This window comes from Desulfosoma profundi, assembly GCF_055387865.1.
In genome coordinates this window covers 467,818-494,796 of sequence record NZ_AP042420.1, presented here as the reverse complement: position 1 = coordinate 494,796, position 26,979 = coordinate 467,818, and the positions used below count along the sequence as shown (strand labels likewise).

The window sequence follows — 26,979 nt, the reverse complement described above, 5'->3', positions numbered from 1 at the left end:
GCCCCTTTTCCGCCCCTGAAGGGCCGCTCTCGGATAAGCGCCCAAGCTCATCGCACTTGAAACCGGTGCTCCAGGTCCTTGAGCTTCTGCACGATACCCCCGTATTCCAGTTCGGCATAGGGAAGCATCGCGTTGCCAAAAAATCCCTGACGACGGATTTCTGTGGCCTTATCCGAAACTTTCTGGCGCACACGGTCCCAATACGGATGGTCGAAAGCGTCTACGGCCCCCGAAAGACGGCCTTTGTGGACGCAGTAAGCTGCACAGGACACAATGGGAGGACCGTCGAAGAACGATGTGCCCGTGTTTTGCTTTACAGGCATCAAGGGGCCGTTGTGGCTTCCCCGCATGAAGCCCGCCACATAGGCGCCGAGGTTGAACGGGGCCAAGACTTCTCCCGTTGCCGGAAACGCCCCTTGGACCCGAACGAGCATGATGGGATCATCTTTGCCGGTATATTTTCCGGCAATGTTGTGGAGTCGTGTGGTGCTGACCACCGCGGCTTGTTCTCCGGTTTGCCGGGAATGGATGGATTCGATGACGAAGCGTTCCGGATCTCGAAGCAGTGCCGCGATATCGTAAAGATCTTCCGGAGCGTTCAAGGCGATGATCCGATCGGCTTCCACATGATTCACATCCATGATGGTGAAGGAGAACCCTTGGAACATCCCCGGGGATAGAATCAGTCCAGAACAGTACATGGGATCGGCGAAGGCGAGGTAGAGCGGCAGGTTATAAGCTCCGGGGTCGGTCTTGTCGGCAGCGAAAAACAGGAAAGGTTCCGCCGTCCTTTCTTCAAATTCCATTTCCGCCACGGCGGGCCCCAGCCCGCGGACGTTACCCGCAAAGGCATCTTTCAACAAATCCTGACCCGCGCCATAAAGACCTTGATCCTTCGCCACGTCCGTTCCTGCCTTGAAGGCTTCCCACGCCAAACGATGCACCTCCTCGTTGCATACCCCCCCGGTGTGGGTGCACAGGATAGCGATGTCGTCCCCGGTGTAGGTGACCCGAAAGTCGATGAGCATGCCCCGGTGGTGCTGCGTGACATGCTCCAGGACCGTCTCCAGCAATCTGCGGCTGGGCTGGATGTGTCCTCCCACACTGCCGATGTCCGCTTTGATGGCCGTCAGCGTTGTCCTCATGGTTCACCTCCCTTAGCTTGACGTTTCGACCTGAATCCACAGCGGTCAAATCCCCGAAAAGACGGCGTGGAGTCCGCGCCCATGGCATGCCTGGTCGAGGGGGCCCCTGATTCATAGGCGAACGACGAGAGACAGTTCATCGGCAGAAGAGGCGTCAATTAGAAGCGGAGGGTTCTGAGACAGCGTTTTTCAACGGGTGAATCCGCATAGGCTTTCGAAAAGGGCATGCAGAGGTGAACGTTCCTCCCTTACCTTAGGCCCTGCCTTTTCGATCCCTTTTTTGCCTCATAAGGACCTCGGGGCTTGTTCGTGAACAGGCGTTTCTCCCGAGGGTTATAATCCCGCAGGCACCATCCCGTGGGATACCTCCCGCGCATCCAATGAGCTGGGGGAAACCGGCCCTCCGAGCCGAAGGCCGAGAGTGGTCATTTTTCCAAATGGCCGTGTGTCGTGAGTGGGCATTGTCCTCCCAGCTGCCAACGCTCTCAATGTACAAACAAATATCACAAAAAGAGACCAGATACCATGCGATGTTTTCGGCCCGGTGTGCGGTGACCAGGCAAAAGGGTGCACCGAGGGAAACGGTCCTCCTCCGGGTAATACTGGCTCAGTGGGACAAGAAGGAGGAAAAACTGATTGACACTCATACATTTGACATGCCAAAAGTTTGTAGGTTAAAGTCACACACTGCCCGGACACGAGCCCAGGGGGAGAGAGCCCATGGACGCTGAGTTCCGAACATTACGGCTTTATTTAGATCGTGTGGCGATTCCTTTCTATGGTACCGCCGACTCGCACCGTTTGGAAAACGAACCTGTGGGATATCGGCCTTCGGATCTTCTTGCCGATGCTCGGAGCCTCTTGTGCCTAGGGATTCCTGTGCCCAAGGGAGTGTTGCGGTGCGGGGGGCGGTCAGAGTCCACCTACTGGCGCACGGCAAGTGTCGTCTACCGCTTTTTAGATGCCGTACTTGTGCGCTGTGCTGCGATCTTGGAAAGTGCAGGCGAAACGGCCGTTCCGGTCTTTGGCTGTTTTCCTTACGACGTCAAAGGCAAAGGCGATTTCTGGGGGTATCTCAATCTGGTGAAAGCGGCCGAAACGGCGGGGCTTGGAAAACAAGGAAAAAACGGACTATTGGTCAACCCTAGGGTTGGATCGCGGTTACTCCTCGGTGGGATTGTGACCACGGCAGTCCTTCCGTCTTGGCGCCCCCAGGGAAAGACCGAGGGGTGTCCGGACAACTGCTCCGCGTGCCAAGACGCCTGCCCCGTGAAAGCCATAGACGATCAGGGCAGGGTGGATCGCCTGAAATGCGTCCGACATTCCATGAAGAGCCCTCTGTTCATCCACCTCGTAAAGAGCGGAGAGGTCGCGGATTCTGATGTCTCCCTAATCAATCACATCAGTGCCGTGGACGATCACTCCATGTACACGTGTATTGCCTGTGTGGCCGCCTGCCCCTACGGGTCGGATCTTCCCTTTCCGCTACCGAAAGGAGGTGCTCTTGGCTGACGACAGACTGATCTTTCTTTTATCCAGGGCTCACCACAAGTTGCAGAACCATCTGCGAGGACGCCTTGCCGCGGCAGGCGTTCGCATCACCGTGGTGCAGGCGGGGATTCTTTTCCTCCTCAAGCACGGCGACGGCCGCACCATGACTGAACTCAGTGAAGCGCTTTCCATAGATAACTCCGCAGTCACAGGACTCGTGGATCGCCTGGAAAAACTCGGGTTCATCGTCCGAAGGCCGTGCCCGAACGATCGGCGCGCCTTGCGCATCCACATGACGGAGGAGGGGCTTCAAGAGGTGAACAAGGCGAAGGACATCATCCGAGCTGTCAATGAAGAAATCAAAGAAGGATTCGCCCCGGAAGAAATCGACGCATTCCGGGCCGTCCTCAACGGCATTTTTAAGAAATTTTCAAAGATGAGAGGAGAGCCTGAATCCGCGGGCTGATTCCGGCGGGCTTCCCACGATGGGAGCACGGGGCAAAGTGGAGAGCCGGAGACTTTGTGAACTGTTCTGAGGGAAAAACGGGTGGAAACTTGAGGGCTCAGCCGAAGAGAGAGGAGAGCTGAAAATGGAACATGACGTTTATCGCAGAGCGCTGCCAGTGATGCAAGAACGCGGGGGCCCCTATGCAGGTCTGGACATTCCTGAGTTTTTTTCGTTGGTGGAAGAGCTGTTTGATCCGGAAGAGGCCGAGGTGAACAATGTCCTGAGCCGCAAGCCGAGTCCTGTGCGTGAGATTGCCGAACGTGCAGGAAAGAGTCCCGAAGAGGTTTCCGTCATCCTCGAACGCATGGTTCGTAAAGGACTGTGTGGAATGACCAAGGCTGCCGGCGGCGTGCTTTATCGTGGACTGCCTTTCATGCCTGGGATTTTTGAGTTCACTTTTATCGGGGGCGGAGAAACCGATCGGGAAAAGAAGATCGCCCGACTGATTCATGCCTATAAGAAAGCCTACGTGGCGGCCAAAGGTGTGGATAAGATGACGTACCCCGTGACGCGCGTCATTCCGGTCATGCGCACCATCAAGGCCGGCAACATCATCCACACCTACGACCAGGTGATGACCTACATCGAAAAGTATGACATCATCGGCGTCGGGGCGTGTTTCTGCCGCCAGTCGGCCCGGCTTCGCGGTGAGGATCTCCAAGGTTTGCCCGTGGAGGTGTGCATGTGGTTTGGCGAGATGGCGGAAAATATCACCGAGAGATTAGGCGGAAGGCGCATTGCTAAGGAGGAAGCCAAGGAAATCCTGAACCGATGTGAAGAAGCCGGATTGATTCACATGAGCCGAAACACGTCGGAAGAGATCGACTTCATGTGTCATTGTGACCGCTGGCACTGTGAAGTGGTCCGCCAGGTCTTAAGCCAGCCGAAACCGGGTCTCGTTTTCAATTCTGGATTTGAGCCTTCCTTTGACCCTGAACGGTGTGTCGCCTGCGAGACGTGCCTGGATCGCTGCCCGGCGGGAGCCTTGAGGATGGGTGAGGAAAATATCCCCGTGACGGATGGTGATCGGTGTTTCGGGTGCGGGGCTTGTGCCACAGGATGCCCGCAAGAAGCCGTCGCCTTGGTCAATAAGCCGCATTTTCCTCCTCCGCCGAGAACAACGAAAGAATTGGCCAAGGCCTTGAAAAACTCGTCGGAAAAGGCTGTAGTCGCTCCTGGCCAGTCACCGTAGACCTCGGGTGGATCAAAAAACACCGCAAGTCACCCGATACCGCATTTTCCCCTTTTGAGCTTTTTTGAGGAAATTGGAAGATAAAAACGTGGAGGATGAGTCAACCACCGATCATGGGCTCAAGAGTGTCACCGTAGCCGACCGAGCTCTGAATTCAGTTTTGGCAGGTCGTGTGGACCCCGGTGAACCATTTGTAGTGAAAAGGCCATGGCCACATGCTAAAGGTATCAATACGTTACACACAAGAGTGACAAACCTGAGTTAACCCAAGTTTGTCACTTTTTTGCGTAAGTTATTGTTATTCTTAGAATGTGGCTTTTCGTTCTTCACTACAAATTTTCAATCAATGCTCAGGACCCTTTTCAAGGGGCTGCGGGGAAGTCCGAGGGCATTGTAAATTTCCACATGGATCGGCTCCGGCTCAGAAGTATTTCGGATGTGGATCATTTGTCCCTTGTCGTTGATCATGGTGGTGGTCACCCGCACCTGACCGCTCAGTGGGGTTCGCAGGGTGGACCAGCGGTGGCGGATTCCAGCGGCATGGAGGGCTCGCTGGATCACGCACAGCAAATGGTAAGCAAGCACGGCCACAAAGAGGTGTCCGTGAATGCGGCGCGATAGGCTGTGGAAGACCGGCCGCAGGGAAAGCTCATTTTTAAGGCTCCGAAAGGAGGCTTCCACCTGGGTCAGCATGTTGTAAAGATTCCAAAGTTCCTTGTCCGAAAGATCCGTTCGGGAAGACCGTAGGCGATAGCGCCCGGCAAACCTCTTTTCCAGGCCCTCCTTATCCTTGAGATTCCATGAGATCTTGACCGCCTGACCATCTTTTTGTTCCACCCGAATCTCGTAAAATCGGGCCACCATCCGGTAGTTTTCCTTGAGACGACCGATGCGCTCCAGAACCCTTTCGTACTTTTTGATGCCGCCTTTTTTTTGGAGAGAATCGGCCATTCTTTGAAGATCCTGGTCAAAGCGCACTTGAAATCGGTTCTTGATGGATTCTTCTTTGTTTTTTCGACCCTCGCTTTCACAAAACAAGAAGACCTCACGAGAGTCTGCACTTCGCAGCGCCCTGACGATTCCCGAAGGATCTTCATGGACAACGTGTGGATCGCCCTCCGGAAGATCTTCAACCCGTCGTCGGTCCACGCAGATGTAATCCAGGCCTTTGGCGCGAAGAATCTCCAGGTTCGCCTCCGTGGCGATACCCGCATCAATGACCACCGTGGGTCTCGGGCTGTGTAAATTGAGTTGCCGTGGGCGATGGAGCAGCATCTCCTCCACAACGGCTTCCAGAGTCGCCGGTTCTGAGACATTTCCGGCAAAGACCTTGCTGGTCTTGGGGAAGCCCTCCTCGTCCAGCACCAGTCCCAAGGTCACAAGGGGCCGGTCCGTTCGTTTTTCCTTGGAAGCGCCCCGCTGAGCCTCTTGTGCGTTGGGATTTCCTTCAAAGTAGGTGTTGGTCAGATCATAGACAATCAGCTTTTCGCCCAGTCCGAAAAGGCTCCTTTCCCGGTTCACAAGAGAGGCCTCAATGTCTTCTTTGCGGGACAGCAATCGATCGCAGGTGCGATACAGGCTGGTCAGAGAAACGTCTTTTGCGTTGATGCCCATCACCTCATCAAGAGCGCTCCTTTGGTGAAACCACGCGTGGGTCTCTCGTTCGCTTGCGGGATGGATCAGCTTTCCAAGAATCAACACCTTGGCCCGGTCAATGTCGGCCTGGGTGAAGCCGCACTCCTTTAGAACCTTGGTGATCTACAACCGATCATAGGCCCAAACCCCGACAGCCTCGGCTCCGACGGTGCGCACATCGCTCGTCCGGACGGAATCGATATCGACTGGCTGCCATTTATCCCCCTGGTTTTCCGGTTCGGCCTGAGCGGCTTGGATTCGCTTCTTACGCAAAAGCGAGACAAAATGGAGGGCCGGTTCTTCGATGTGTTTGGGTTGAGCAATGCCAGACCGGCCCTTCATCTGGGCTTCGATACGATTTGCCAGGCGTTTGAGCTCCTTGGGGTCCAGATCCAGTCTGCCCAGGTTGAGGAGGGTCCTCTGCCTGGGCCCACTGGGAGTCCTGTAGGACTCGACCAGCTGGTGGTAGAAGTAGGTTTTGCCCGTTTGGGGGTCTTTTTTTCGCGCTCTTCGGATAAACATAGTGGCAGTAGGTTAGCAGATATCAACTGGGGAGTCAATATGTCTTTCCATATTCTGCCACTACAGTGGATATTTCCGTCTTTGCGGAACCTCTTTTCAAGAACTTGGTGCCGCTCATCTGAGCGGTTTCTGAAAAATGGCCCTCAAAAATGGCAAACTTGGGGTAAGGGCAGATGTTGCAGAAGTTGCTCATGCGCTGGATGTAGCGTCCGGAAGCACAGTAGGGTTTGCTTCCGACAATACCCCCGTCGGCATGTTGGCTCATCCCGACGGTATTGGGAAGCGAAACCCAATCGATGGCATCGGCATACATGGCCATGTGCCATTGGTGAAAAGCTTTCGGGTGCACACCCAAAAGGAGGGCCAAGAGGCCCATCACCATTAAACGGTGTATGTGATGGGAGTATGCATAGCGAAGCACATGAGCCATGGTTTCGCGGACACAGACGAGTTCGGTTTCTCCGTGCCAGTAGAATCGGGGCAACGGCGCTTCGTGCCCGAAGAAGTTTGAGTCCTGGTAGTCGGGCATGGTGGTCCAATAAACAGCCCGGATAAATTCACGCCATCCGAGGATCTGTCGGATAAAACCTTCGACACTTGCAAGAGGGAAGTCACGCGCCCGGGAGGCTTCCAAGACCATTTGCAGACACTCCCCGGGAGAAATCAGCTTGAGGTTGAGCGCCGTGGAGAGCCGGGAATGGTAGAGAAAAGGCTGCCCGGTCCACATGGCATCCTGGTATGGTCCAAACAGCGGGAGTCTTTTTTCGAGAAAATCTTCCAAAAGTACCAGCGCGCCGTCGCGGGTGACCGGAAGGTCGAAAAAGAGGGTCGAGCCGGGATGGGATGCGTAACGTCGCTCGACAAGGCGGCAGACTTCTTGGCTGATCTCATCGGGTGGGAACGACGGCAGGGGGGGAATCGTTCCTGGGCCTGTTCTGGGAAAAGTCTTTCGATTGAGTATGTCAAAATTCCACGTGCCGCCTACCGGTTGTCCGTCCTTATCGACAAGAATATTAAACTTTTTCCGTAGGTGCCGATAAAAATATTCCATGCGCACTGCTTTTCTATTCTCGGAAAAGCTCTGAAATTCGTCGGGACGGGTCAGAAAGTGTCCGTCTTCCAGAATGTCCAACTGGACCGGGAGTGACTCACAGGCGCTTTGCAATTGACGCAGCACCCGGTAGTTTCCCGGAATCACCACTCGAATCCGCTCGGGCTGGAGAATCAGGATGTCCTTCTGCAGGATTTCTTTGAAGGGTCGTCCGGCGTCTTCCAGAGGGTTTTCTGTCAAGGCATGGTATCGGACGGTGAACCCTTTTGTTTCACAAGCTTTTCGAAAATGGCGCATGGCGGAAAAGAAAAGAGCGATCCGTAATTGATGGGACCAGACGTGTGTCGCCTCTTGATCAACTTCCGCCATCCATACCATATCCCGGGACGGGTCAGCCCCGTCGAAAACGGCAGATCGGAGATCCAGCTGGTCTCCAAGAACAAGGAGAAGGTTTCTCATGGGCTCAGGCTTTCATGAATACTTTGATTGCGAGGAACTCGGCGAAAGTCCATGCACAATCCCGTGTCCAGGGCCGACTTTCGTCAAGGATAAATCCTTCTGCGTCTATGGGACAAGCTTTTGGAAGATCTCCCCCGTGATTTGTTCGTTCGTGAGAATGGGCCCGTGCGGTTCTGCTGAGCCTGAGCACCGGCTCCTTGCCAATGCGCCGCCCGGGTTCCCCCTGTTGGGCTTCGTGGGAATGGGGGCGTGCAGGGCAGGGGCTTCGTCCGGTTTTTTCCGAGGAGGACTTACGGATTCTTCGGCCCGGAAATGAAAGGGGTTGTGGCCTTGAGGCCACAACCCCTCGGTTGTCCTTGGCAGGCCAGGAGGGATTCGAACCCCCAACCCCCGGATTTGGAGTCCGGTGCTCTAGCCGTTCGAGCTACTGGCCTGCACGCCCGGTCCTTATATCGATTCAGTGTAGGGTTGTAAAGGGAAATGTGGGATCGAGGCCGGGAGGGAAGGTGTCTTTTCGTCTGGGTTCGCAAATAAAAGAGGAGAGAGGTTGCCTTAGGCACGGTTTGTGCTTAAAACAACGCTGTATAAGTGAATCCGCTCGGAGGGGCGCAGAGTAGGAGGGTCCCATGAAGATCAAGTATTGCAAAAAATACGAAAAATACGTCAGCCAGCAACATTGCGAGTTCTTCAACGAAGGCACGGCGTGCGAATTCTACAGCCCTGTCACCTGGAGCAGCATCAAGGAGCTGTTGCAGGATGTGAACCGGCCCAAATGGGAAGTGAGCGAGGTGATCAAACCCTTCAAGTGTCACCTTCTTGACCGAGAGTATTTGAACCAGATGAGCCGCAGGAGGCGGGAGCAGAAGAAGAAAGTCGCCGCCCGCCTCTAGACCATCCCCGCTCAGACGTTTGACGGTCTGAGTGCGGCTTTCCCAACGCAACTCTTCCTTGATACCTGTGTTCCCGCCATGCTACTAGCATGAGAGCACGCGGCGTGGATTTGGGCCACGGGGCCTTGGCCGATGAGCAGAGGCCGAGGTCTGTGGACGTCAAGGTTCCGACTTTGGACGTCCGTCAGGCTGGCGGAGGTCTCCCCGTGGTGGAGAATCGGTGTGGGGGGTAACACATTTTCTGACCGTCGAGGGAAGAGTCCGTATGTTCCGAAAGCTACTTGTGGCGAACCGAGGAGAAATCGCCATCCGTATCATGCGCTCTGCCCAGGAATTGGGCATCCGCACGGTGGCGATTTACGAAGAAACCGACAAAACCGCCATGCACATCATGAAAAGTGACGAAGCGGTGTGTATCGGGGCGGGGCCGCGCAAGGACTATCTGGATATCGATCGCATCATTCACGCGGCGAAGGCCACAGGGGCCGACGCGATTCATCCAGGGTACGGTTTCCTTGCGGAAAATCCTCTTTTTTCCAAGCGATGTACAGAAGAGGGACTTCTTTTTGTGGGGCCGCCTCCGGAAGTGATTGCCGATATGGGCAGCAAGGTGATCGCACGTCGGATTATGGCGGAAGCCGGGATTCCTATCATTCCAGGAACTCCTGTGCTCTCCGAAGGCGAGGCGGGCGAACAGGAAGCTCTCCGGTTTGCTGAACAGCACGGTTTTCCGGTGATGATTAAAGCGGTGGCCGGCGGGGGAGGCCGGGGTATCCGTGCAAGTCACAGCCGGGAAGAGCTTCTCACCGGCCTTAGGCTGGCGCGATCCGAAGCCCGCATGGCCTTTGGTGACGACAGCATTTACCTGGAAAAGGGGCTGAGAAATCCTCGGCATGTGGAGGTCCAGATCCTCGCGGATCGTTTCGGTTCGGTCATTCATTTGGGCACGCGCAACTGCTCCATCCAGCGCCGCCATCAGAAGCTGGTGGAGATTGCCCCCGCCAATCTCCCACCGCTGGTGCTGGAAAGAATCTGTGCGGACGCCGTGCGGGCGGCGAAAGCGGCTCGGTACGTCAATGCCGGAACCGTGGAATTTCTCATCGATGATCAAGACCAATATTATTTTCTTGAGGTCAACACCCGGATCCAGGTGGAGCACACGGTGACCGAAATGGTCACCGGCGTGGACATTGTGCGGGAGCAGCTGCGGATTGCCGCCGGAGAACCATTGTCCCTCAAACAAGAGGACATTCAGATTCGAGGCTGGTCCATCGAGCTGCGGATCAATGCCGAAGACCCCAAAAACAATTTCATGCCCAGTCCCGGATTGATCCGCGTCTATCAATCTCCCGGTGGACATGGGGTGCGTCTCGACGGGGCCATTTACCAGGGTTACGAAATCCCGAGGTTTTACGACTCCATGTTGGTCAAACTGACGGTTTACGGTTTCACCTGGCGGGAAGCCGTGGATCGCCTGCGTCGAGCCTTGAATGGATTCAGCATCGTGGGGGTGCCGACGACCATCCCGTTTTACAAGCAGATCGTTGAGGATCGGGATTTCATTGAACAGCGTTTCGATACGTCCTACATCGACACTCATCCCCATCTGCTTTCCTATCGTGAAGAGACCCCTCCCATTAGCCGGTTGGCCCGCCTGATCGCGGAAATCAACGCCTACGGTTATAATCCATACGCTCAGGACAGACCGTAACGGACGGAGTTTTTCCATGGCAGATCGAGAACGCATCACACCTTCCATGAGCCCTTCGGAGATCATTCAGTATCTCCGGGAAACGCCGGGTTATTTTCTGACGAACAATGAGAGGGATGTCTCCCAGTCGGATTTCAAATGCCGCATCCTCCCGTGGACCACAATGCGTGTGGCCCCGTATCGGGACGACACGGGCTATTTTGCTTTTGAAATCACCGGAGGGGCCTCCATCCATGTGGACCTTTTGGCGAAGCAGATTAACCCGTTTGAGAAGCTTCGCCTGGTGCGGCGACACATGCCCAATACCCTCATCCAAACGGTATGCCGAGGCCGAAACCTCTTTGGGTATCGCCCATATCCGGACAATGTGCTGGAAATGACCGTATCCCTCTTTGCCCGTTACGTGGATGTGTGGCGCGTTTACGATTTTCTCAACCACATTCCGAACCTGGAAGTCGTCGGCCGGGCGGTGCAAAAGGCCGGAAAACTGCTCATGCCGTCCATCTGTTTCAGTATCGGCGTCGGCCATACCGACGACTTCTACGTGGGCAAGGTGCAGGAGATTCTCGACACCTTCGGGGAAGAGATCATTCTAGGGATCAAGAACCACTCGGCTTTGGGCTCGCCACGGCGGATTGCCTCCTTGGTCCAGGCGCTCCGATCCCGTTACCCGAACCTGGTGCTCGCTTATCACGGACACAACACGGACGGGAACGATCTGGGACGGATGGTGGCCGCCGTGGAAAACGGGGTGAAGATCGTCGAGGTGGCGGATCACGGTTTTGGGGGCATGTTTTCTCAAGCGCCGGCCTTGAGCCTGATCCAGACGCTCCATGACTACGGATACAAAGCCCCGGGACTCAAAGTCCAACCGATTGTGGACGCTTCGGACCTCTTGCGCCGTGAACGGCGTTACTACGAACGCTTTGAAACTCCTTTTCGTGGTTTTGACCCGACGGTGAAAAGACACCGCTTGACCGGCGGGGCGGCATCCATAGCTTTCGAGCAGGCCGAGAAACTGGGGCTCTTGGAACGCATCCATGAAGTCTTCAGTGAACTCATGGATGTGAACAGGGAAATGGGCAACATCTGGTCCGTGACTCCGGGAAGCCAGATCCTATGGACGACGGCGGTCAGCAACGTTCTTCACGGTCGGTACGAACAACCCAGCGACGATTTGAAAAACCTGCTGCTGGGCCGCTACGGTCCATTTCCATTCTATGATCCTCAAGAATGGATTTACGAAAAGGTCTTAGAGCACAGAAGACGCGACGGTAAAAAATGGTATCAGATCTTGGCGGAAGAGGCCGGCATTCAGATTGTTCCGGATGTGGATATGGCCGCCAAGAGGCGGGAACTGGAAGAACTGCTCAAACGCCCCGTGGATGATGAGGCTCTATGCCTGTATTTACAATTCCCCAAGGATGCTGTGGAGTATTTTCGGTTCGAAGAGGCATTTGGAAAAACTTGGCTCCTGCCTCCCAAGGTCTGGTACCGCCGCGGGGGATTTCAGGACGGAGAGAGAATCCATATTCCGGACGAACAAGGGAGAACTCACCAGATCGACATTGTGTCGACCATGAGGAAAGAAGGGGCGGTGGAGACGTCGCTCCTGGTGGATTTCCACTTTCAAACGTATTCCGTTCCGGTAACAAACTCGAAGGAGAGGGTCTAAGCCTCAACGGGGGAGCTGCAAATTCAGGGAATTGATGCCGACACAAGGTGTGGACGAGACTCTTCGGTATCCCTCGAGATATGAAAAGAGTGAACTTGCAGGACGTCTTAGGGGCCGAACTTCCGGACGATGCGCGACCAGGTGGATCTTTTCTTGGAGTTTTTGGTGGCGGAAAGGCGTATGAGCGTCCATACGGTTTCCGCCTATGCCTCAGATCTTCGAAACCTTATGGATTTCCTCAGGGCTCAAGGGAGATCGAGCTGGACCGAGGTGACCCGAGGGGATCTGGAGAATTATCTGGGTTTCTGTGCAGCCCGCGTGGCGCCCAAAACTCGCTCGAGGCGCTTGGCTTCGATGCGGTCGTTCTTTCGCTTCCTTGAAGAAAGATCTCTTGTGTCCGGCAATGCTGCGGCGTTTGTGGCCTTTCCCAAGGTGCCCAAGAAATTGCCTAAAGTCCTTTCCGCACGGCACGTAGACGCTTTGCTCAGGGCGCCATCGGCAAACACCCCGTTGGGGCTGCGAGATAAGGCGATTCTCGAACTCCTTTACGCTACGGGCATTCGCGTGGCCGAACTGACGGCGCTGAGCTTCCACCAGGTGAACCTAAGGGCGGGTTTTCTCATCATCCGTGGCAAAGGTGATAAGGAGCGGCTGGTGCCCATGGGCCAGTGGGCGGTCGAGGCCGTGCGGGATTATCTGGAGCGAGGCCGGCCGCTGCTCACGGCAGGTCCGGAGACCGGCCGCGTTTTTCTCAACCATCGTGGCCGTCCGATTTCCCGCCAAGGAGTTTGGAAAATGATCATGTCCTACGGGCGGCGCATTGGTCTTCCCGAGGCTGTCAGCCCCCACGTGCTGCGGCATTCCTTCGCCACCCATCTGCTGCAAAACGGTGCGGATCTGAGATCTTTACAGATGATGCTGGGTCATGCCGACATCAGCACGACCCAGATCTACACCCACGTGGCCCGAGAGCGCCTCAAACATATCCACCAGCAATACCATCCCCGCGCCTAGCGGCTTGACCTGACACCTCTTGTCGCACCCTTTCGTGGTCCTTTCCATTGCAGTGAGGGGACCCGGCCTCATGCCTCTCCCGGGGATGAGAATAGTCTTGGCCTTTTGGCGGCGCCTCGCTAACATCCTCAGACGATGCCCTGCTCGGGCGGAAGTTGTTGTGTCACATCCACGGAGTTCATGAATGGAAGTCATCACCACCCATATGAATGCGGATTTCGACGCCATGGCCTCCATGGTGGCCGCCAAGAAATTGTATCCTGACGCTCTTCTGGTGTTTCCAGGATCCCAGGAAAAAAACCTGCGGGATTTTTTTGTGAACACGGCGGGGTATCTTTTCGACTTTACCAAGCTCAAAGGCCTCAACCTGGACCGGGTCCGCCGCCTTATCCTCGTGGATACGCGTCAAGCTTCACGGATCGGAAAGTTCCAGGACATTGTGAACCGGCCTGACGTGGAAGTGCACATTTACGACCATCATCCTCAGGCGGAGGACGACATCCGAGGGACGCTGGAGGTCATCCGGCCCGTGGGGGCGACGGTGACCGTGCTCACCCATCTTCTCCGAGAACGCGGAGTGCCCATCACACCGGAAGAAGCCACCATCTTGATCCTCGGCATATTCGAAGACACGGGCTCGTTCACTTTTTCATCCACGACTCCGGAAGATTTTCATGCAGCCGCTTTTCTCCTGGAGCGCGGCGCCGACCTGAACGTGGTGGCCGATTTGGTCACCCGCGAACTTACCTCTGAGCAGGTCGCCTTGCTCCATGAGCTGTTGCATTCCGCGCGAACCTACAACATCCAAGGTGTGGAAGTGTGCATCGCCACCGTTTCCGTGGATCGGTACGTTGGGGATTTTGCCGTCTTGGTCCACAAACTCAAAGACATGGAAAACTTGGACGTGGTCTTTGCCCTGGCCCGCATGGAGGATCGCATCTATCTTGTGGCCCGAAGCCGCATTGCGGATGTCAACGTGGGGGAAATCGCCGCCTATTTCGGCGGTGGCGGCCATGCCACGGCGGCCTCCGCCACCATCCGGGATATCACCCTCATCCAGGCCGAAGATCGACTTTTTGAGCTTTTGCAGAGCACCATCAAGCCGGCCGTGACGGCCCGAACGCTCATGAGTTCGCCGGTGATCACCATCGAGGCCCATGCCAATCTGAGTCAGGCGGAAGAGCTCATGGTCCGTTACAACATCAACGCCATGCCCGTTTTGGAAAACGGCCGTATCGTCGGCCTTATCAACCGCCAGGTGCTGGAGAAGGCCATCTACCATGGGCTTCAGGGGGAGAAGGTGATCGAGTACATGAACCCGGATTTTGCCGTGATCGGGATCGATGGCCGGTTGGTGGACATCCAGAAGCATCTCGTGGAACATCAACAACGGATCCTGCCGGTCATGGAGGGGGAGACCTTGGTGGGCGTGATCACGCGCCGGGACCTCTTAAACCATTTGATCACCGACCGGTCCCGAGAACCGACGGCCCTTAAGGACGACATGGGTCTCGGCCCCTGGGGGCGGCAGAAAAACATCACCAGCGTCATGGCGGAACAGCTGCCGAAGGAGATCATCCACCTGCTTCGCTCCTTGGGAGAACATGCCGACTCGATGGGATACAAGGTGTACGCAGTAGGGGGGTTCATTCGGGATCTGTTGCTGCGGCGTCCCAACTTAGACATTGATGTGGTTGTGGAAGGGGACGGGATTCAATTCGCGCGCACTTTCGCGGAAAAGGAGGGCATTCGAGCGCGGTGCCACAAGAAGTTCAACACGGCCGTGCTTGTTTTTCCCAACGACCAAAAAGTGGACGTTGCCACGGCCCGCCTGGAGTATTACCAATACCCGGCGGCGCTGCCCATCGTGCAGTTCGGGTCCCTCAAAATGGATCTCTATCGCCGGGACTTTACCATCAACACCCTGGCCGTGGCGCTGAATCCCAAAGAATTCGGAACTCTTATCGACTTCTTTGGAGGCCAGAAGGACCTGAAGGAAAAGGCCATCCGCGTGCTCCATAACCTCAGCTTTGTGGAGGATCCCACTCGGATTCTTCGAGCGATCCGGTTTGAACAGCGCTTCGGGTTTCGTGTGGGCAAGCAAACGGCCAGCCTCATGCGCAATGCCGTCAAAATGGGCCTCATCGACCGACTTGGAGGACAAAGACTCTTTCATGAGCTTCAGCACATCTTCATGGAAGAAGACCCTCTACCGGCCCTTCGACGTTTGGGTGAATTCGGGGTTCTGGAGGCGTTGTGCCCGGGTGCCTGCTTCGATGCCAAGGCGGAACAACTTTTCGTGAAGATTAAGGAAGTGATCTTATGGTACAAACTTAGTTTCTTGGACGAGCCGTTGGAATCTTGGCGGGTATATTTCCTGGGTTTTTTGTCCCGACTCAAGCCGAAAGATTTGGACAGCGTGCTCGCCCGACTGGATTTCCCCCAGAATGCGAAGGATAGAATTCTCTGGTCATTTCAGAAAGTTAGCGAAGTGCTCAATGATTTTTTGCGATTGCCACCCATGCGCCCCAGTGATATCTATCGGGCGCTTCAGCCGTTCGGGGCAGAGGAGCTGTTGTACATGATGGCACGGACCGGCCGGGAAGAGGTGCAGCGTGCCATCAGCTATTATTTCCATCGTTATCGTTACGTGAAACCCGAAATCGGAGGCAAGGACCTCAAGGCCATGGGGCTTCCTCCGGGACCGCTTTACACCAGGATTCTCACGGCCGTGCGGGACGCCAAATTGAACGGAGAAGTGAAGAGTGTAGAAGACGAGCTGCGGCTGGCTCGGGCCATGGCGGCGGAGGCGGCACACCAAGAAAAGGAACAGCAGGGTGCAGGACATTCTTAGGGACATTTGCGTCTATGCGGTGCCGCTGCTTTTGGCTGTCATCAGTCACGAAGTGGCCCACGGATGGGTGGCCGAAAAACTGGGAGATCCCACGGCGCGCCTGTTGGGGCGCATTTCTTTGAACCCCCTGGTGCACATTGATGTGGTGGGTACGGTGATCCTCCCTCTGGCCTTGTTGATCACCAACGCCCCGTTTCTCTTTGGCTGGGCCAAACCGGTTCCGGTGCAGTTTCACCGTCTTCACGGAGGACGCAAGGGAATGGCGTGGGTGGCGCTTGCCGGTCCTTTGACAAACCTGATGTTGGCCGCGGCGAGCGCTCTGGTTTACCGGCTTGTGGTTTTCCTTTTCGGTTTGGGAGCGGGCTCAGGCGTTGTTGGCCTCGTGCTGCATCCACTGTATCACATGGCAAGATTTTCCGTGATTTTTAATCTCGTTCTCATGGCGGTGAATCTTTTTCCCGTACCGCCCTTGGACGGCGGGCGGGTGCTCACAGGGCTTCTGCCTCAGCGGCTGGCGTTCCAAGTGGCCCGCCTGGAGCGTTACGGGATGCTTATCGTGCTCTTGTTTGTGGTCACTGGGTGGTGGGGGTATGTGCTGCGGCCCGTGGTGAATTTATTTGCAAGGATTCTCCTTTAGATCGCCGGCCGTCAAGGACGGAAACACAGGGTCATCGGGGAAAACGAAGGAGCGAGTCCTCAAGAGCCAAGGAGGTAAAGGAGTTGATGAGCAAGGACAAGCGGATCTTGAGCGGGATGCGTCCCACAGGACGTCTTCACATGGGAAACCTCCACGGGGCGCTTAAGAACTGGATCCAGCTTCAAGATCAATACGATTGTTTCTTTTTTGTGGCAGATTGGCATGCCTTGACCACGGAGTATGCGGATCCCGGGGCTATCCGCCAAAACACCTGGGACATGGTTCTGGATTGGTTTGCCGCCGGGCTTGATCCGGAAAAATCCGTGGTGTTCATTCAATCCCATGTGAAAGACCATGCGGAACTTTATTTGCTTCTCGGCATGATCACACCGCTGGCGTGGTTGGAACGCAACCCCACGTACAAAGAACAGCAACAACAACTGGAAACCAAAGATTTGTCCACCTATGGATTCCTGGGCTATCCCGTGCTGCAGGCAGCCGATATCATCATCTACCGGGCGCACGGAGTGCCCGTGGGCAAAGACCAGTTGCCTCATGTGGAGTTGACACGGGAGATCGCCAGGCGCTTCAATTATATTTACCATCGAGAAGTGTTCCCGATCCCGGACGCCCTGCTCACCGAAGTGCCCATTCTGCCGGGTACGGACGGACGGAAGATGAGCAAAAGTTACGGCAATTGCATCTATATTTCGGAGCCGGAAGAGTCTGTCCGCCGAAAGATTCTCCAGATGGTGACAGATCCGGCAAGGGCGCGGCGCACGGACCCCGGGGATCCGGAAAAATGCCCGGTTTTTGAATATCACAAGGTATACTCTACGCAGGAGGAGATCGCCCACGTGATCCACGGATGTCGGACGGCAGGCATCGGATGTGTGGACTGCAAGAAGATCCTCCTCCCGCACGTGCTGGATCACCTGGCGCCAATCTGGGAGAGGCGACAAGCCCTAGAAAGGGACATGGACGGGGTGAAAGCCGCGGTTCAGTCCGGGATTGAAAAGGCGTGCCGCGAGGCCCGCCGGACTATGGAACTGGTTATAGAAACGGTGGGGTTGGGCAATCATGCGTAGAGGCCCAAGCGAGGATCGCGCTCAGGTCCGAATCCATAAGTTCATCGCTCAGGCGGGCTTAGCGTCTCGACGCACGGCGGAGCGATGGATTGTGGACGGGCGGGTGAGCGTGAACGGCACGGTGGTGACGGTCTTGGGCGCGGTTGTGGACCCCCTTCGGGACGACGTGCGCGTGGACGGCCGGCGTGTCCCGTGGGCTGCGACCCGAGAGGTCATTCTTTTCCACAAACCGAAGTTTTGCCTGACCACCCTCAGCGACCCGAGAGGCCGGCCGACGGTGAAGGACTACCTGCGTGAACTTTCGGTGCGCGTTTATCCTGTGGGTCGTTTGGACTGGGATGCTACCGGGGCCTTGATCCTGACCAATGATGGGGAGCTGGCCAACCGGTTGATGCACCCCCGATATGGAGTGCCCAAGGTCTATCAGGTGGAAGTTCAGGGAGTTCCCTCTGACGAACAATTGGCAATTCTGCGCCGAGGCGTCCGTTTGAAGGAAGGCGTGACGGCCCCGGCCATCGTGCGGGTTGTGCGCCGATTTCCGTCGTCCGCCGTGTTGGAGCTGACCTTGCATCAAGGGTGGTATCGCCAGATCAAGCGCATGGGGGAGGCCGTAGGCCTTCCCGTACTCAACATCCATCGGACGGCCTATGGGCCGCTCCGTCTCGGGGCGTTACCGGTCGGGCAATGGCGACGGCTTTCCAAACCCGAGGTGCGTCGCCTTCGGGAAGCGGTGTTGCTGCCACCAGAAGCACAGGCTCGTCCATGATATTCAAGAAGAGCTCACGAAGCGTTTTGGAGGATTCGAGGTCGTTGTTCAGACCCCCAAAGAGACGCCCTCGGACGCCTCGGGCGATGAAGATCACAATGGGAGTGGTGGCTGCCCTGGCGTTGGTGGTCGTCGCGGAAATCTCCTGGGGCATTTTAGGAAACGTGGCGTCGTATCTTCCAGTGCCCCATCGACTGCATGCCCTTGTGATCGAACTCAACGGAAAGAGGGAAGAAATCCCCGCGGACGGTGAAAAGATCCTGAACCCGCGGGACACTGTCCGCTTGGACACCCTGAAAACCGACGGATGGGTCTCCTGGGGTGTCACCGTTCGATCGTCGGGGGTGGATTTAAACCCATTGAGGAAAAAACCGGCGGTCCTACGAGATCTTTTGCCCGGCGAGACCTTTGAAACGCCGAAAACTATCCATGTGGAAGCGACGTGGCTGGGCAAACCTTTGGGCGGGGTTCGGCTCGTCGTCCAATTGGATGCCAAGGATTGGCTGTCCAAGGCTCAGGAAACGACGAGCGTGGAGGAACGGATCCGGTATTTGGAAAAGGTCCTGGAAGCGGAACCGCGCAACGTCCTGGTGAAAACCCAATTGGCCGGATTGTACGCCGAGGCCGACCGGCCCGCCGACGCAGAAAAACTGTACGAAGAGGTTCTTGAGCTGGCCGGTCCCGGCCGGTCCTGGAACGACTCATCGCCGTCTACAAGAAACAAAAAAAACACGCCCGGGTTGTGGAAGCATCCTTAGAAGTGCTTCAGCTCTCGGATGACCCCCAAGTTTTTCAAGATCTTGTGAGTTACCTGCAGACCCAGGTACCTGCAAAGGATGCTCTGGCGTTGCTCAGGCAGTATTCGGGCAAAGTGCCGGTGAAATACCGCGGCTCGTGGCATGTAGTGCGGGCAGATCTGGCGACCAAAGGAGAGAACTGGGCGGAGGCGGCGCAAGCGTACGAAAGTGCTGTTGCTGCGGGGATTCGCGATCCCAACATCCATTACAATCTGTCTGTGGTCCGGGCAAAATCGGGCGATTTGGATCAAGCCGCTCAAGACCTGGAAAAATACCTCAAGGCCAATCCTCAGGATGTGAACAACTGGCTCAAGCTTGCCGCCATGTACGAAAAGTCCGGGGACGACTCCAAGGCACTCAAAATCTATCGAGACCTGGTGAGCAGGCATCCTGCCGAGAAACGGGCTTTGGTGCGTTTGGCGGCGCTCTTGGAAAAGTCGGGGGACAAAGCCGAACTTCTCAAGGTTTATGAAAATCTGGCCAAGCTGGATCCCAATGATCGCGTCGTGAGATGGAATGTGGCCATGTTGTATTATGACACCAAACAATGGGATCAGGCACTCGATGCCTTTGAAAAATACGCCGCGCTCTCCCCTGACGACCCCAAGCCTCTGAAATACTTGCTGGATCTGTATCAGAAGAGGAAGGACCGGGAAAAACAAATGGCCGTACTGCAAAAGTTAATCGCCCTGGATCCAAACAACCTGGCGTATTATGACGCGTTATTTACTCTTTATGATCAGTCCAAAAACTACGACGCCATTGTAAAGCTCTTTGAGGAAGCTGCGAAAAAGAATCCCAAGGTGACCTCATTTCACCAGTACCTGCTTTACGGAGCTCTGAAGAAAGGGCAAAAACAGAAGGCGTTGGATGCCTTGGAGGAACTGTGCCGACTGGAACCCAAAGAAGTGAAATACTTCAAGCAAGCGGCGCAGCTCCACGAAAGCCTCGGTCAATACAGCAAGGCCTTGGAGAAAATTAAACGCGTGTTGGAGATCAATCCCAACGATACCGCCGCCAAGGACGACTACATGAGGCTGCGACTTCTGTTGGTAGCGCCAAAGAAAACGGGCTTTTTCTATTGCACGGGGAAGCCGGTTCGTGTATAAAGACGCCGTTTTGGGCGGGTAACTCAGCGGTGAGAGTGCCATCCTCACACGGTGGAAGTCGAGGGTTCGAATCCCCCCCCGCCCACCAGCGTGTCAACGGGCTTCGGCTGTGCCGAAGCTTTTTTTTAGCCTACAACGGGGACCCACAAGCTGGGAACACTCCTGGAGCGCCATGGAAAAAGAGGAGCCGAATGATGCGCAGGGGGCGAAAAGTGGGCCGATGGTTTCGCTGGGTGCTGGCGGTCAGCCTTTTCGTCGGTGTGGCCGGGGCCTGCAACACGGTCAAAGGGATTGGCAAGGACATCCGGTCCCTAGGAGGAGCCATTGAAAGATCGGCCAGCGGTGGGCGTTAGGAAATCTCCGACCCCACGGAGCCGGCGGGAAATCCGGCGCATGACTCAACCCACGGCCTTTTTTTGATCGTGACAGTACTTTAGATGCTGAAAACTCGGGGCACGACACGCCGTGCCCCGAGACGATTCATCTCTTCCAAGAACCTTTGCAGGGGGGATGCCCGCAGGTGACGCGTTTCTATCGCACGCCTGTGGGGAGAAAGCTCTCCTCGCCCAAAATGGTGAACGGCGATTTTCCGTCGGGCACGCCCGTTTTGTACTGGAAGATGCCCTCCACGAGATTGTTCACGTGTTTGTATAGGGCTCGTAAAGGAATGGTGGAGGGGCAGGTTTCTTCGCACAATCCGCAGTCAATGCACCGACCGGCCATATGGACCGCCCTGACGAGATGAAAAGAGGTGTCGGGCGGGAGTTTCCCGGCCGGGATGAGTTCTTTGTGTTCCAAGCTGCATTCGGTGCAGAAACACACCGGGCACACGTCCCGGCAGCCGTAACATCGGATACACCGATTGAAATGGCCGAGCCACCAGGACAGCCTTTCCTTTTCGGGCAGGGCTTCCAACTCTTGCAGACGCCGGCTTTCCTGCACGGGTTTGGTCGGAGTTCCATAGTCCAGGTGATCGGGGTACGGCTTGGCGCACTCGCAGTACAGCGCCAGGTCTTCCGGGCAAGACTGGCCCACGATGACCACTTTGTCGGGCTTAAGCTGATTCCATTTGAAGAGTTCGTAAAGAGACCTTTCCTCGCAGCCACGCACCAGAACCCCGAAGGTCTTTTCCGGGTACTGGCGGGCCTGGGCCAGGAGCAGTTTAGTGATGGGGTAGCGCGCCTTGAATGGCTGCCACGTCTCCAGGGCGTTGACATCGGCCCGAGTGAACACGGCGGGGAACGGCAGACCGTGGAGCGTCTTGTACGCAATGAAGGCGTCCACGCGGCCTTCTTCCAACAAGAGTCTGACTTTGGTCTTCATGCGATCCATCCTGTGCCATGAACGTGTGGAATTCTCTCTACAGACCTGCGGCGAGGCGCGGGCTTGCCTCGAAGGACGGTGCGGGCCCCAAGGAGCGCACCTTTTCGGTGAACTCCCGAATCACTTCGGCGAACTTGATCCCTTCGGCCGAGGAGATCCATTCCAAACGGAACCGCTCGGGGTCATAGCCCGCAAATCGGATGAGTTCCTGAACGAATTTCATCCTTTTCAAGGTCATGTAGTTGCCCTTGAGATAGTGGCAGTCCCCGATGTGGCATCCGGCCACCAAGACACCGTCAGCGCCGCGCTGAAAGGCGTGGATGACATGGTGCGGGGATACGGTTCCAGAGCACATGACGCGCACGACGCGCACGTTGGGCGGGTATTGAAACCGGCTGACGCCGGCCAGATCGGCGCCGGCGTAGCTGCACCAGTTGCACAAGATTGCGAGAATTCTCGGTTCGAAGCGTTCCGCCATAATCCTGTCTCCTGCCTATGGCCTAAGCGCTGAGGGCCTCGTCGATTTGGGTATAGAGCTGCAAATGGGAAAATCCCAGCAATGTGATGGCTTCCGATGGACATGTGGCCGCGCACGTGCCGCACCCCTTGCACAAGGCCTGGTTCACCTCGCACTTGGCTTCTTGTTCCATGTAAGAGATGGCCCCGAAGGGGCAGCATTGGACGCAGCCCTGGCAACCGCAGCACAGATCCTTGTTCACGACGGCCACCACACCGCCGGCCAGTATGGAATCCTTGGCCAAAACGGTGGCCGCTCGAGCCGCCGCGGCCTTGGCTTGGGCAATGCACTCCTCCGTGGGTTTCGGATAATGGGCCAGCCCGGCAATGAAAACCCCGTCCGTGGCGAAGTCCACGGGACGCAGCTTGGCATGAGCTTCCAAGAAGAACCCATCGGCGTTGATCGGCACTTTGAACATCTTGGCCAATTCATCGGCTTCTGACGTCCGCATGACGATGGCGGAGGCCAAGGTGAGGATATCCGGTTTGAGGACGATGGGGCGCCTCAGCACATGGTCCACCACAGTGACCGTAAGCGTGCCGTCGGGGGCCACTTGGACCTGGGGTTTGTTTTCCAGATCGAAGCGGACAAAGAGTACACCTCTGGCCCGCGCTTCTTTATAAAGGTTCTCCCTTAGGCCGAAAGTGCGAATGTCACGGTAAAGAATGTAGACGTCCAAATCGGGGTTCAGTTTTTTCAGACGCAAAGCGTTTTCGATGGAATGGCTGCAGCAGACGCGGCTGCAATAGGGCCGTTGAGGTTCTCGGGACCCCACGCATTGAATGAAAACGGCTGAGTTGGCATTAGCAATCCGCGGGTCCCGTTCACTGATGGCTCGGTCCAGATCCAGGTTCAAGAAAATACGGTCGCTTTGCCCGTAGCCGTATTCTGTGGGCTTCAGGGAATGGGCGCCGATGGCCAAGATGGCGACCCCGTGATCGATTTCCTTCGGAGAACCTCCCACATCCAGAACCGTATGGAAATTGCCCACGAACCCCTGGACATCACGAATCTCGGTGTTGGTGAGAACCGTAATAAGAGGGTGGTCAATAACCCGCTGGATGAGCTCATCCAAAAACGGGGCGATCGGTTGACCGTCCCATGTGGAGTAGAGCTTACGCCCATGTCCTCCGAGCACATCCTTGCGTTCCACCAGCGTGACCGGGTAACCCTGGTCGGCCAGCGCCAAAGCGGCCGTCATGCCCGCAATGCCGCCTCCGACCACCAATCCCGATTTCGTCACGTTCAGTTGAATTTCCCCGAGGGGTTGCTGCAGAGCCACTTTGGCCACCGCCATGCGGACCATGTCTTTGGCTTTCTCGGTGGCGGCTTCCGGCTCATTCATGTGGACCCAGGAACCCTGGTTGCGGATGTTGGCCATTTCAAACAGGTATTTGTTGAGACCGGCCTGTTTAAGGGTTTCCTGGAAAAGGGCTTCATGGGTTCTGGGAGAGCAGGCGGCCACGACGATGCGGTTCAGTCGATGCTCCTGAATGACCTGCTTCATCTTGTCCTGCGTGTCCTGAGAGCAGGTAAACAGGTTGCGTTCCACGTAAACCACTGAGGGAAGGGTTTCCGCGTATTGCGCCACGGCTTCCACATCGATGACGCCGGCGATGTTGACACCGCAATGGCAGACAAAGACGCCAACACGAGGTTCTTCCGCCGTCACCTCCCTTTCTGCAAGCACCGGGGGTTTTACGGTGAGCGTGTGACGTGCAGGTGCCAACAGGGCTGCGGAATCAGCGGCGGCAGCCGAGGCTTCCATGACGGACAAGGGAATATCTTTGGGGCCTTGAAAAACGCCGCACACATAAACACCGGCCCGGGAGGTTTGCACGGGTGCAAAGGGCGACGTGGCGGCAAAGCGTCCTTCACCGATGTCGACACCGAGGGTTTCCGCAAGTTTCAGAGTGTCTTTGGACATCTGCAGACCCACGGAAAGGACCACCAGGTTGAACACTTCTTCCTGCAACGATCCGTCTTCCGTCACGTATTGGATGGCCAGATCGTCGGTTCCCGGCACGCGTTCCACACTGTGCACACGGGAACGAATGAAGCGCACGCGCTTTTCCCGCTGGGCCCTCTCGTAGTACTTTTCAAAGTCCTTGCCCGGGGTGCGCATGTCCATGAAGAAAATGGCCGTGTCCAAGGCCTCGCCGGCATGTTCCTTGGCGATGACGGCTTCCTTGATGGCGTACATGCAGCATACGGCCGAGCAATAGCCGTTGTCGCAGTGGTGAATGTCCCGAGAACCGACGCACTGAAGCCACGCGATCTTTTTGGGCTCTTCATGATCACTGGGGCGCACCAGATGGCCTTCGAACGGGCCCGAAGAAGACAGAATCCGTTCGAATTCCATGGACGTGATCACGTTGGGATGTTGGGCATAGTTGTACGTGTCATAAACCCTTGGATTAAACGGCTCAAACCCGGGAGCCAGAATGATGCTGCCGACCTCCAGCGTGAATTCGCGATCTTTATCGTCGAAATTCACCGCCTGGGTCGGGCAGAACTTTTCACAAGCGCGGCACTTGCCCTTTTCAAAGTAGATGCAATGATCCTTGTCGATGAGGTACTTCAACGGCACGGCTTGCGGGAATTTGACATAGGCCGCCTTCCGTTTGCCCAGTCCTGCGTTGTATTCGTCATCGACCTTGCGAGGACATTTTTCTGCACACGTGCCGCACGCGATGCATTTGTCCATGTCGATGTAGCGGGCCCTCTGAAAAATGGTCGCTTGAAAGCTGCCCGCTTCGCCCTTGAGGCTTTTAACTTCAGCAAGCGTGTGAATCCGGATATTTGGATGCCGGCCGACCTCGACCAGTTTGGGCGACAGAATTCACATCGCGCAATCATCGGTGGGGAACGTCTTGTCCAGCATGCTCATGGCCCCACCGATGGCCGAGGTCTTTTCAATCAGATGCACGAAATAGCCCGAATCGGCCAAATCCAAGGCCGCCTGGACTCCGGCGATGCCGCCGCCCACCACCAGGACGGATCCAATGGGGTTGGAAGGGCTCAATCGCGTCGCATTGGTCATGATCTTCTCTCCCTTATCTGCTTTTATTCCGATTTCTCTTCGTCCTTTACGGGGCTGGGAGGAATGATTTTCTTCTGCCCATTGGTCAGGAACTCATGTATCGATGCGGCGGCGATGCGGCCTTCGCCCATGGCGCTGATGACCGTGGCCCCGCCGGAAACGATATCACCCCCGGCCCAGACACGAGCCTTGGAAGTTCGGCCCCTTTCGTCAATGACCACAGTGCCCCAACGCGTGACGTTTAGATCGGGTGTGGTGGACGGAATGAGGGGGTTAGGGGACGTGCCCAGGGAAACCACCACCGTGTCCACATCCAAAATGTATTCGCTGCCAGGAATGGGCACGGGACGCCGCCGGCCGCTTTCGTCGGGTTCGGTGAGCCTCATGCGAATGAGTTCCATGGCCGCCACATTGTTTCGACCGTCACTCAGAAAGGCCGTAGGGTTGCATAGAAAATGGAACTCGATGCCTTCTTCTTCGGCGTTTTCCACTTCCTCCAGTCGGGCCGGCATCTCGGCGCGCGTGCGCCGATAAATGACGTAGACTTCCTGCGCTCCCAGGCGCACCGCGCATCGGGCGGCGTCCATGGCCACGTTGCCCCCACCGATGACGGCGACCTTTTTGCCCATTTTGATGGGAGTGGCATATTCCGGATAGCGATAGGCCTTCATCAAATTGGTACGTGTCAGAAACTCATTGGCCGAATAGACCATGTTCAGGTTCTCGCCGGGGACCCCCAGAAATTTGGGCAGGCCCGCTCCCGGTGCCAAATAAACGGCGTCGTAGTCGGTTCGAAGCAATTCATCCAGGCTGTAGTTGATGCCGACCACCGTATTGAGTCGAAGATCCACGCCCAAGGATTGGACGTACTGCACTTCCCGCTGGACGATCTCCTTGGGAAGCCGAAATTGGGGAATGCCGTACATCAGCACGCCGCCGGCCACGTGCAGAGCCTCGAACAGCACGACTTGATGGCCGAAAATGGCCAAGTCCGAAGCCACGGTGAGGCCGGAAGGTCCGGATCCCACAACGGCAACCTTCTTTCCCGTGGATGGGGCCATTTCGGGCATCGTGGGGGTTCCTTGCGTTCTTTCCCAGTCGGCGATGAAGCGTTCCAAACGCCCGATGGCCACCGGGGCTCCCTTTTTGTTCAACGTGCACGCATTTTCACACTGCAGTTCCTGCGGGCAGACCCGACCGCAGACGCCCGGCAGCGAGGTCTTGCGTTTCAGAATTTTTGCCGCCTCTTCAATATCTTCGCGCTGCAGCGCCGCGATGAAATCCGGGATGTCGATATTGACCGGGCAGCCTTGCTGGCATGGCCGCTTCTTGCATTGGATGCAGCGGGAAGCCTCTTCCTTGGCCAGTTCCCATGTGTATCCCAGAGCGACCTCATCGAAATTGTGCCGGCGCTCGTGTTCCGACTGCTTGGGCATCTCGACCCGATTCAGGTTGATTTTGGGTTTCTTTGCCGAGGCGCCCTTGGTTTCTTTTTCTTCCGTCATTGCCAAATCTCCTTAGAAAGCTGCTCATGCGTGTCGGCGCGGGTGAA

General features: G+C 56.3%; 22 protein-coding genes and 2 tRNA genes. 15 read left to right on the top strand and 9 right to left on the bottom strand.

Annotation, left to right across the window (positions count from 1 at the left end; genetic code table 11):
- Nucleotides 1–47 precede the first annotated feature (47 nt).
- A complete protein-coding gene (gene fbp, locus ACZ5K9_RS02135; protein WP_464272776.1) occupies nt 48–1,145 on the bottom strand; it encodes a fructose-1,6-bisphosphate aldolase/phosphatase in 1,098 nt (365 codons plus the stop codon).
- 720 nt (nt 1,146–1,865) lie between these two features.
- On the opposite strand from fbp, the gene ACZ5K9_RS02130 reads away from it, so the two are divergent.
- The 3 genes from ACZ5K9_RS02130 (at nt 1,866) to ACZ5K9_RS02120 (ending at nt 4,336) form a co-directional block, all read left to right on the top strand.
- A complete protein-coding gene (locus ACZ5K9_RS02130) occupies nt 1,866–2,657 on the top strand; it encodes a hypothetical protein (protein ID WP_464272775.1) in 792 nt (263 codons plus the stop codon).
- The gene (locus ACZ5K9_RS02125; RefSeq protein WP_464272774.1) at nt 2,650–3,102 is read left to right on the top strand and encodes a MarR family winged helix-turn-helix transcriptional regulator; all 453 of its coding nucleotides are present in this window, start codon (nt 2,650–2,652) and stop codon (nt 3,100–3,102) included. The genes ACZ5K9_RS02130 and ACZ5K9_RS02125 overlap by 8 nt, the downstream gene beginning before the upstream one ends.
- A gap of 124 nt (nt 3,103–3,226) precedes the next feature.
- Nucleotides 3,227–4,336 (top strand): ATP-binding protein, encoded by a 1,110-nt coding sequence (locus ACZ5K9_RS02120; RefSeq protein ID WP_464272773.1) that lies wholly within the window; start codon nt 3,227–3,229, stop codon nt 4,334–4,336.
- A gap of 339 nt (nt 4,337–4,675) precedes the next feature.
- Here the strand turns inward: ACZ5K9_RS02120 and ACZ5K9_RS02115 are convergent, their stop codons facing one another.
- The 4 genes from ACZ5K9_RS02115 to ACZ5K9_RS02100 all read right to left on the bottom strand — a co-directional run bounded on the left by ACZ5K9_RS02115 (nt 4,676) and on the right by ACZ5K9_RS02100 (nt 8,437).
- Nucleotides 4,676–6,094, bottom strand: coding sequence for an IS1634 family transposase (locus ACZ5K9_RS02115; RefSeq protein WP_464273925.1), 1,419 nt, complete (start codon nt 6,092–6,094; stop codon nt 4,676–4,678).
- The gene (locus ACZ5K9_RS02110; RefSeq protein ID WP_464272772.1) at nt 6,095–6,493 is read right to left on the bottom strand and encodes a hypothetical protein; all 399 of its coding nucleotides are present in this window, start codon (nt 6,491–6,493) and stop codon (nt 6,095–6,097) included. It lies immediately after the preceding gene.
- 34 nt (nt 6,494–6,527) lie between these two features.
- Nucleotides 6,528–8,003 (bottom strand): cryptochrome/photolyase family protein, encoded by a 1,476-nt coding sequence (locus ACZ5K9_RS02105; RefSeq protein ID WP_464272771.1) that lies wholly within the window; start codon nt 8,001–8,003, stop codon nt 6,528–6,530.
- Nucleotides 8,004–8,360: 357 nt separating this feature from the next.
- Nucleotides 8,361–8,437, bottom strand: a tRNA-Trp gene (locus tag ACZ5K9_RS02100).
- Nucleotides 8,438–8,629: 192 nt separating this feature from the next.
- Between ACZ5K9_RS02100 and ACZ5K9_RS02095 the strand changes: the two genes are divergently transcribed.
- From ACZ5K9_RS02095 to ACZ5K9_RS02040, 12 genes are all read left to right on the top strand, one after another.
- Nucleotides 8,630–8,893 carry a hypothetical protein gene (locus ACZ5K9_RS02095; protein ID WP_464272770.1) on the top strand — a complete coding sequence of 88 codons (264 nt, stop codon included), beginning with the start codon at nt 8,630–8,632 and terminating at the stop codon, nt 8,891–8,893.
- A gap of 265 nt (nt 8,894–9,158) precedes the next feature.
- Nucleotides 9,159–10,604: an acetyl-CoA carboxylase biotin carboxylase subunit gene (locus ACZ5K9_RS02090; RefSeq protein WP_464272769.1), complete on the top strand. Its 1,446-nt coding sequence runs from the start codon at nt 9,159–9,161 to the stop codon at nt 10,602–10,604.
- 16 nt (nt 10,605–10,620) lie between these two features.
- Entirely contained in the window at nt 10,621–12,279 is a 1,659-nt protein-coding gene (locus ACZ5K9_RS02085) for a pyruvate carboxylase (RefSeq protein ID WP_464272768.1), read from the top strand.
- A gap of 129 nt (nt 12,280–12,408) precedes the next feature.
- Entirely contained in the window at nt 12,409–13,293 is an 885-nt protein-coding gene (gene xerD / locus ACZ5K9_RS02080; RefSeq protein WP_464272767.1) for a site-specific tyrosine recombinase XerD, read from the top strand.
- Between the two features lie 184 nt (nt 13,294–13,477).
- A complete protein-coding gene (locus ACZ5K9_RS02075) occupies nt 13,478–16,147 on the top strand; it encodes a CBS domain-containing protein (RefSeq protein WP_464272766.1) in 2,670 nt (889 codons plus the stop codon).
- Complete coding sequence (locus ACZ5K9_RS02070; protein WP_464272765.1) at nt 16,131–16,784, top strand: site-2 protease family protein; 654 nt, start codon at nt 16,131–16,133, stop codon at nt 16,782–16,784. Before ACZ5K9_RS02075 ends, ACZ5K9_RS02070 begins: the two co-directional genes overlap by 17 nt.
- 86 nt (nt 16,785–16,870) lie before the next feature.
- On the top strand, nt 16,871–17,872 hold the full coding sequence (gene trpS, locus ACZ5K9_RS02065; protein ID WP_464272764.1) for a tryptophan--tRNA ligase: 1,002 nt from the start codon (nt 16,871–16,873) through the stop codon (nt 17,870–17,872).
- Nucleotides 17,865–18,638, top strand: coding sequence for a pseudouridine synthase (locus ACZ5K9_RS02060; RefSeq protein ID WP_464272763.1), 774 nt, complete (start codon nt 17,865–17,867; stop codon nt 18,636–18,638). Before trpS ends, ACZ5K9_RS02060 begins: the two co-directional genes overlap by 8 nt.
- 98 nt (nt 18,639–18,736) lie before the next feature.
- Nucleotides 18,737–19,396: a tetratricopeptide repeat protein gene (locus ACZ5K9_RS02055; RefSeq protein WP_464272762.1), complete on the top strand. Its 660-nt coding sequence runs from the start codon at nt 18,737–18,739 to the stop codon at nt 19,394–19,396.
- Nucleotides 19,397–19,398: 2 nt separating this feature from the next.
- Complete coding sequence (locus ACZ5K9_RS02050; RefSeq protein WP_464272761.1) at nt 19,399–20,544, top strand: tetratricopeptide repeat protein; 1,146 nt, start codon at nt 19,399–19,401, stop codon at nt 20,542–20,544.
- Between the two features lie 12 nt (nt 20,545–20,556).
- Nucleotides 20,557–20,632, top strand: a tRNA-Val gene (locus ACZ5K9_RS02045).
- Between the two features lie 103 nt (nt 20,633–20,735).
- Nucleotides 20,736–20,897 (top strand): entericidin A/B family lipoprotein, encoded by a 162-nt coding sequence (locus ACZ5K9_RS02040; RefSeq protein ID WP_464272760.1) that lies wholly within the window; start codon nt 20,736–20,738, stop codon nt 20,895–20,897.
- A gap of 178 nt (nt 20,898–21,075) precedes the next feature.
- Here the strand turns inward: ACZ5K9_RS02040 and ACZ5K9_RS02035 are convergent, their stop codons facing one another.
- From ACZ5K9_RS02035 to gltA, 4 genes are read right to left on the bottom strand one after another with little or no spacing between them, the layout of a single operon-like run.
- Complete coding sequence (locus ACZ5K9_RS02035; protein ID WP_464272759.1) at nt 21,076–21,867, bottom strand: 4Fe-4S dicluster domain-containing protein; 792 nt, start codon at nt 21,865–21,867, stop codon at nt 21,076–21,078.
- A 37-nt stretch (nt 21,868–21,904) separates the two neighbouring features.
- Nucleotides 21,905–22,345, bottom strand: coding sequence for a hydrogenase iron-sulfur subunit (locus tag ACZ5K9_RS02030; RefSeq protein WP_464272758.1), 441 nt, complete (start codon nt 22,343–22,345; stop codon nt 21,905–21,907).
- Nucleotides 22,346–22,367: 22 nt separating this feature from the next.
- Nucleotides 22,368–25,427, bottom strand: coding sequence for an FAD-dependent oxidoreductase (locus tag ACZ5K9_RS02025; RefSeq protein WP_464272757.1), 3,060 nt, complete (start codon nt 25,425–25,427; stop codon nt 22,368–22,370).
- A 23-nt stretch (nt 25,428–25,450) separates the two neighbouring features.
- Nucleotides 25,451–26,932: an NADPH-dependent glutamate synthase gene (gene gltA / locus ACZ5K9_RS02020; protein ID WP_464272756.1), complete on the bottom strand. Its 1,482-nt coding sequence runs from the start codon at nt 26,930–26,932 to the stop codon at nt 25,451–25,453.
- Between the last annotated feature and the right edge of the window lie 47 nt (nt 26,933–26,979).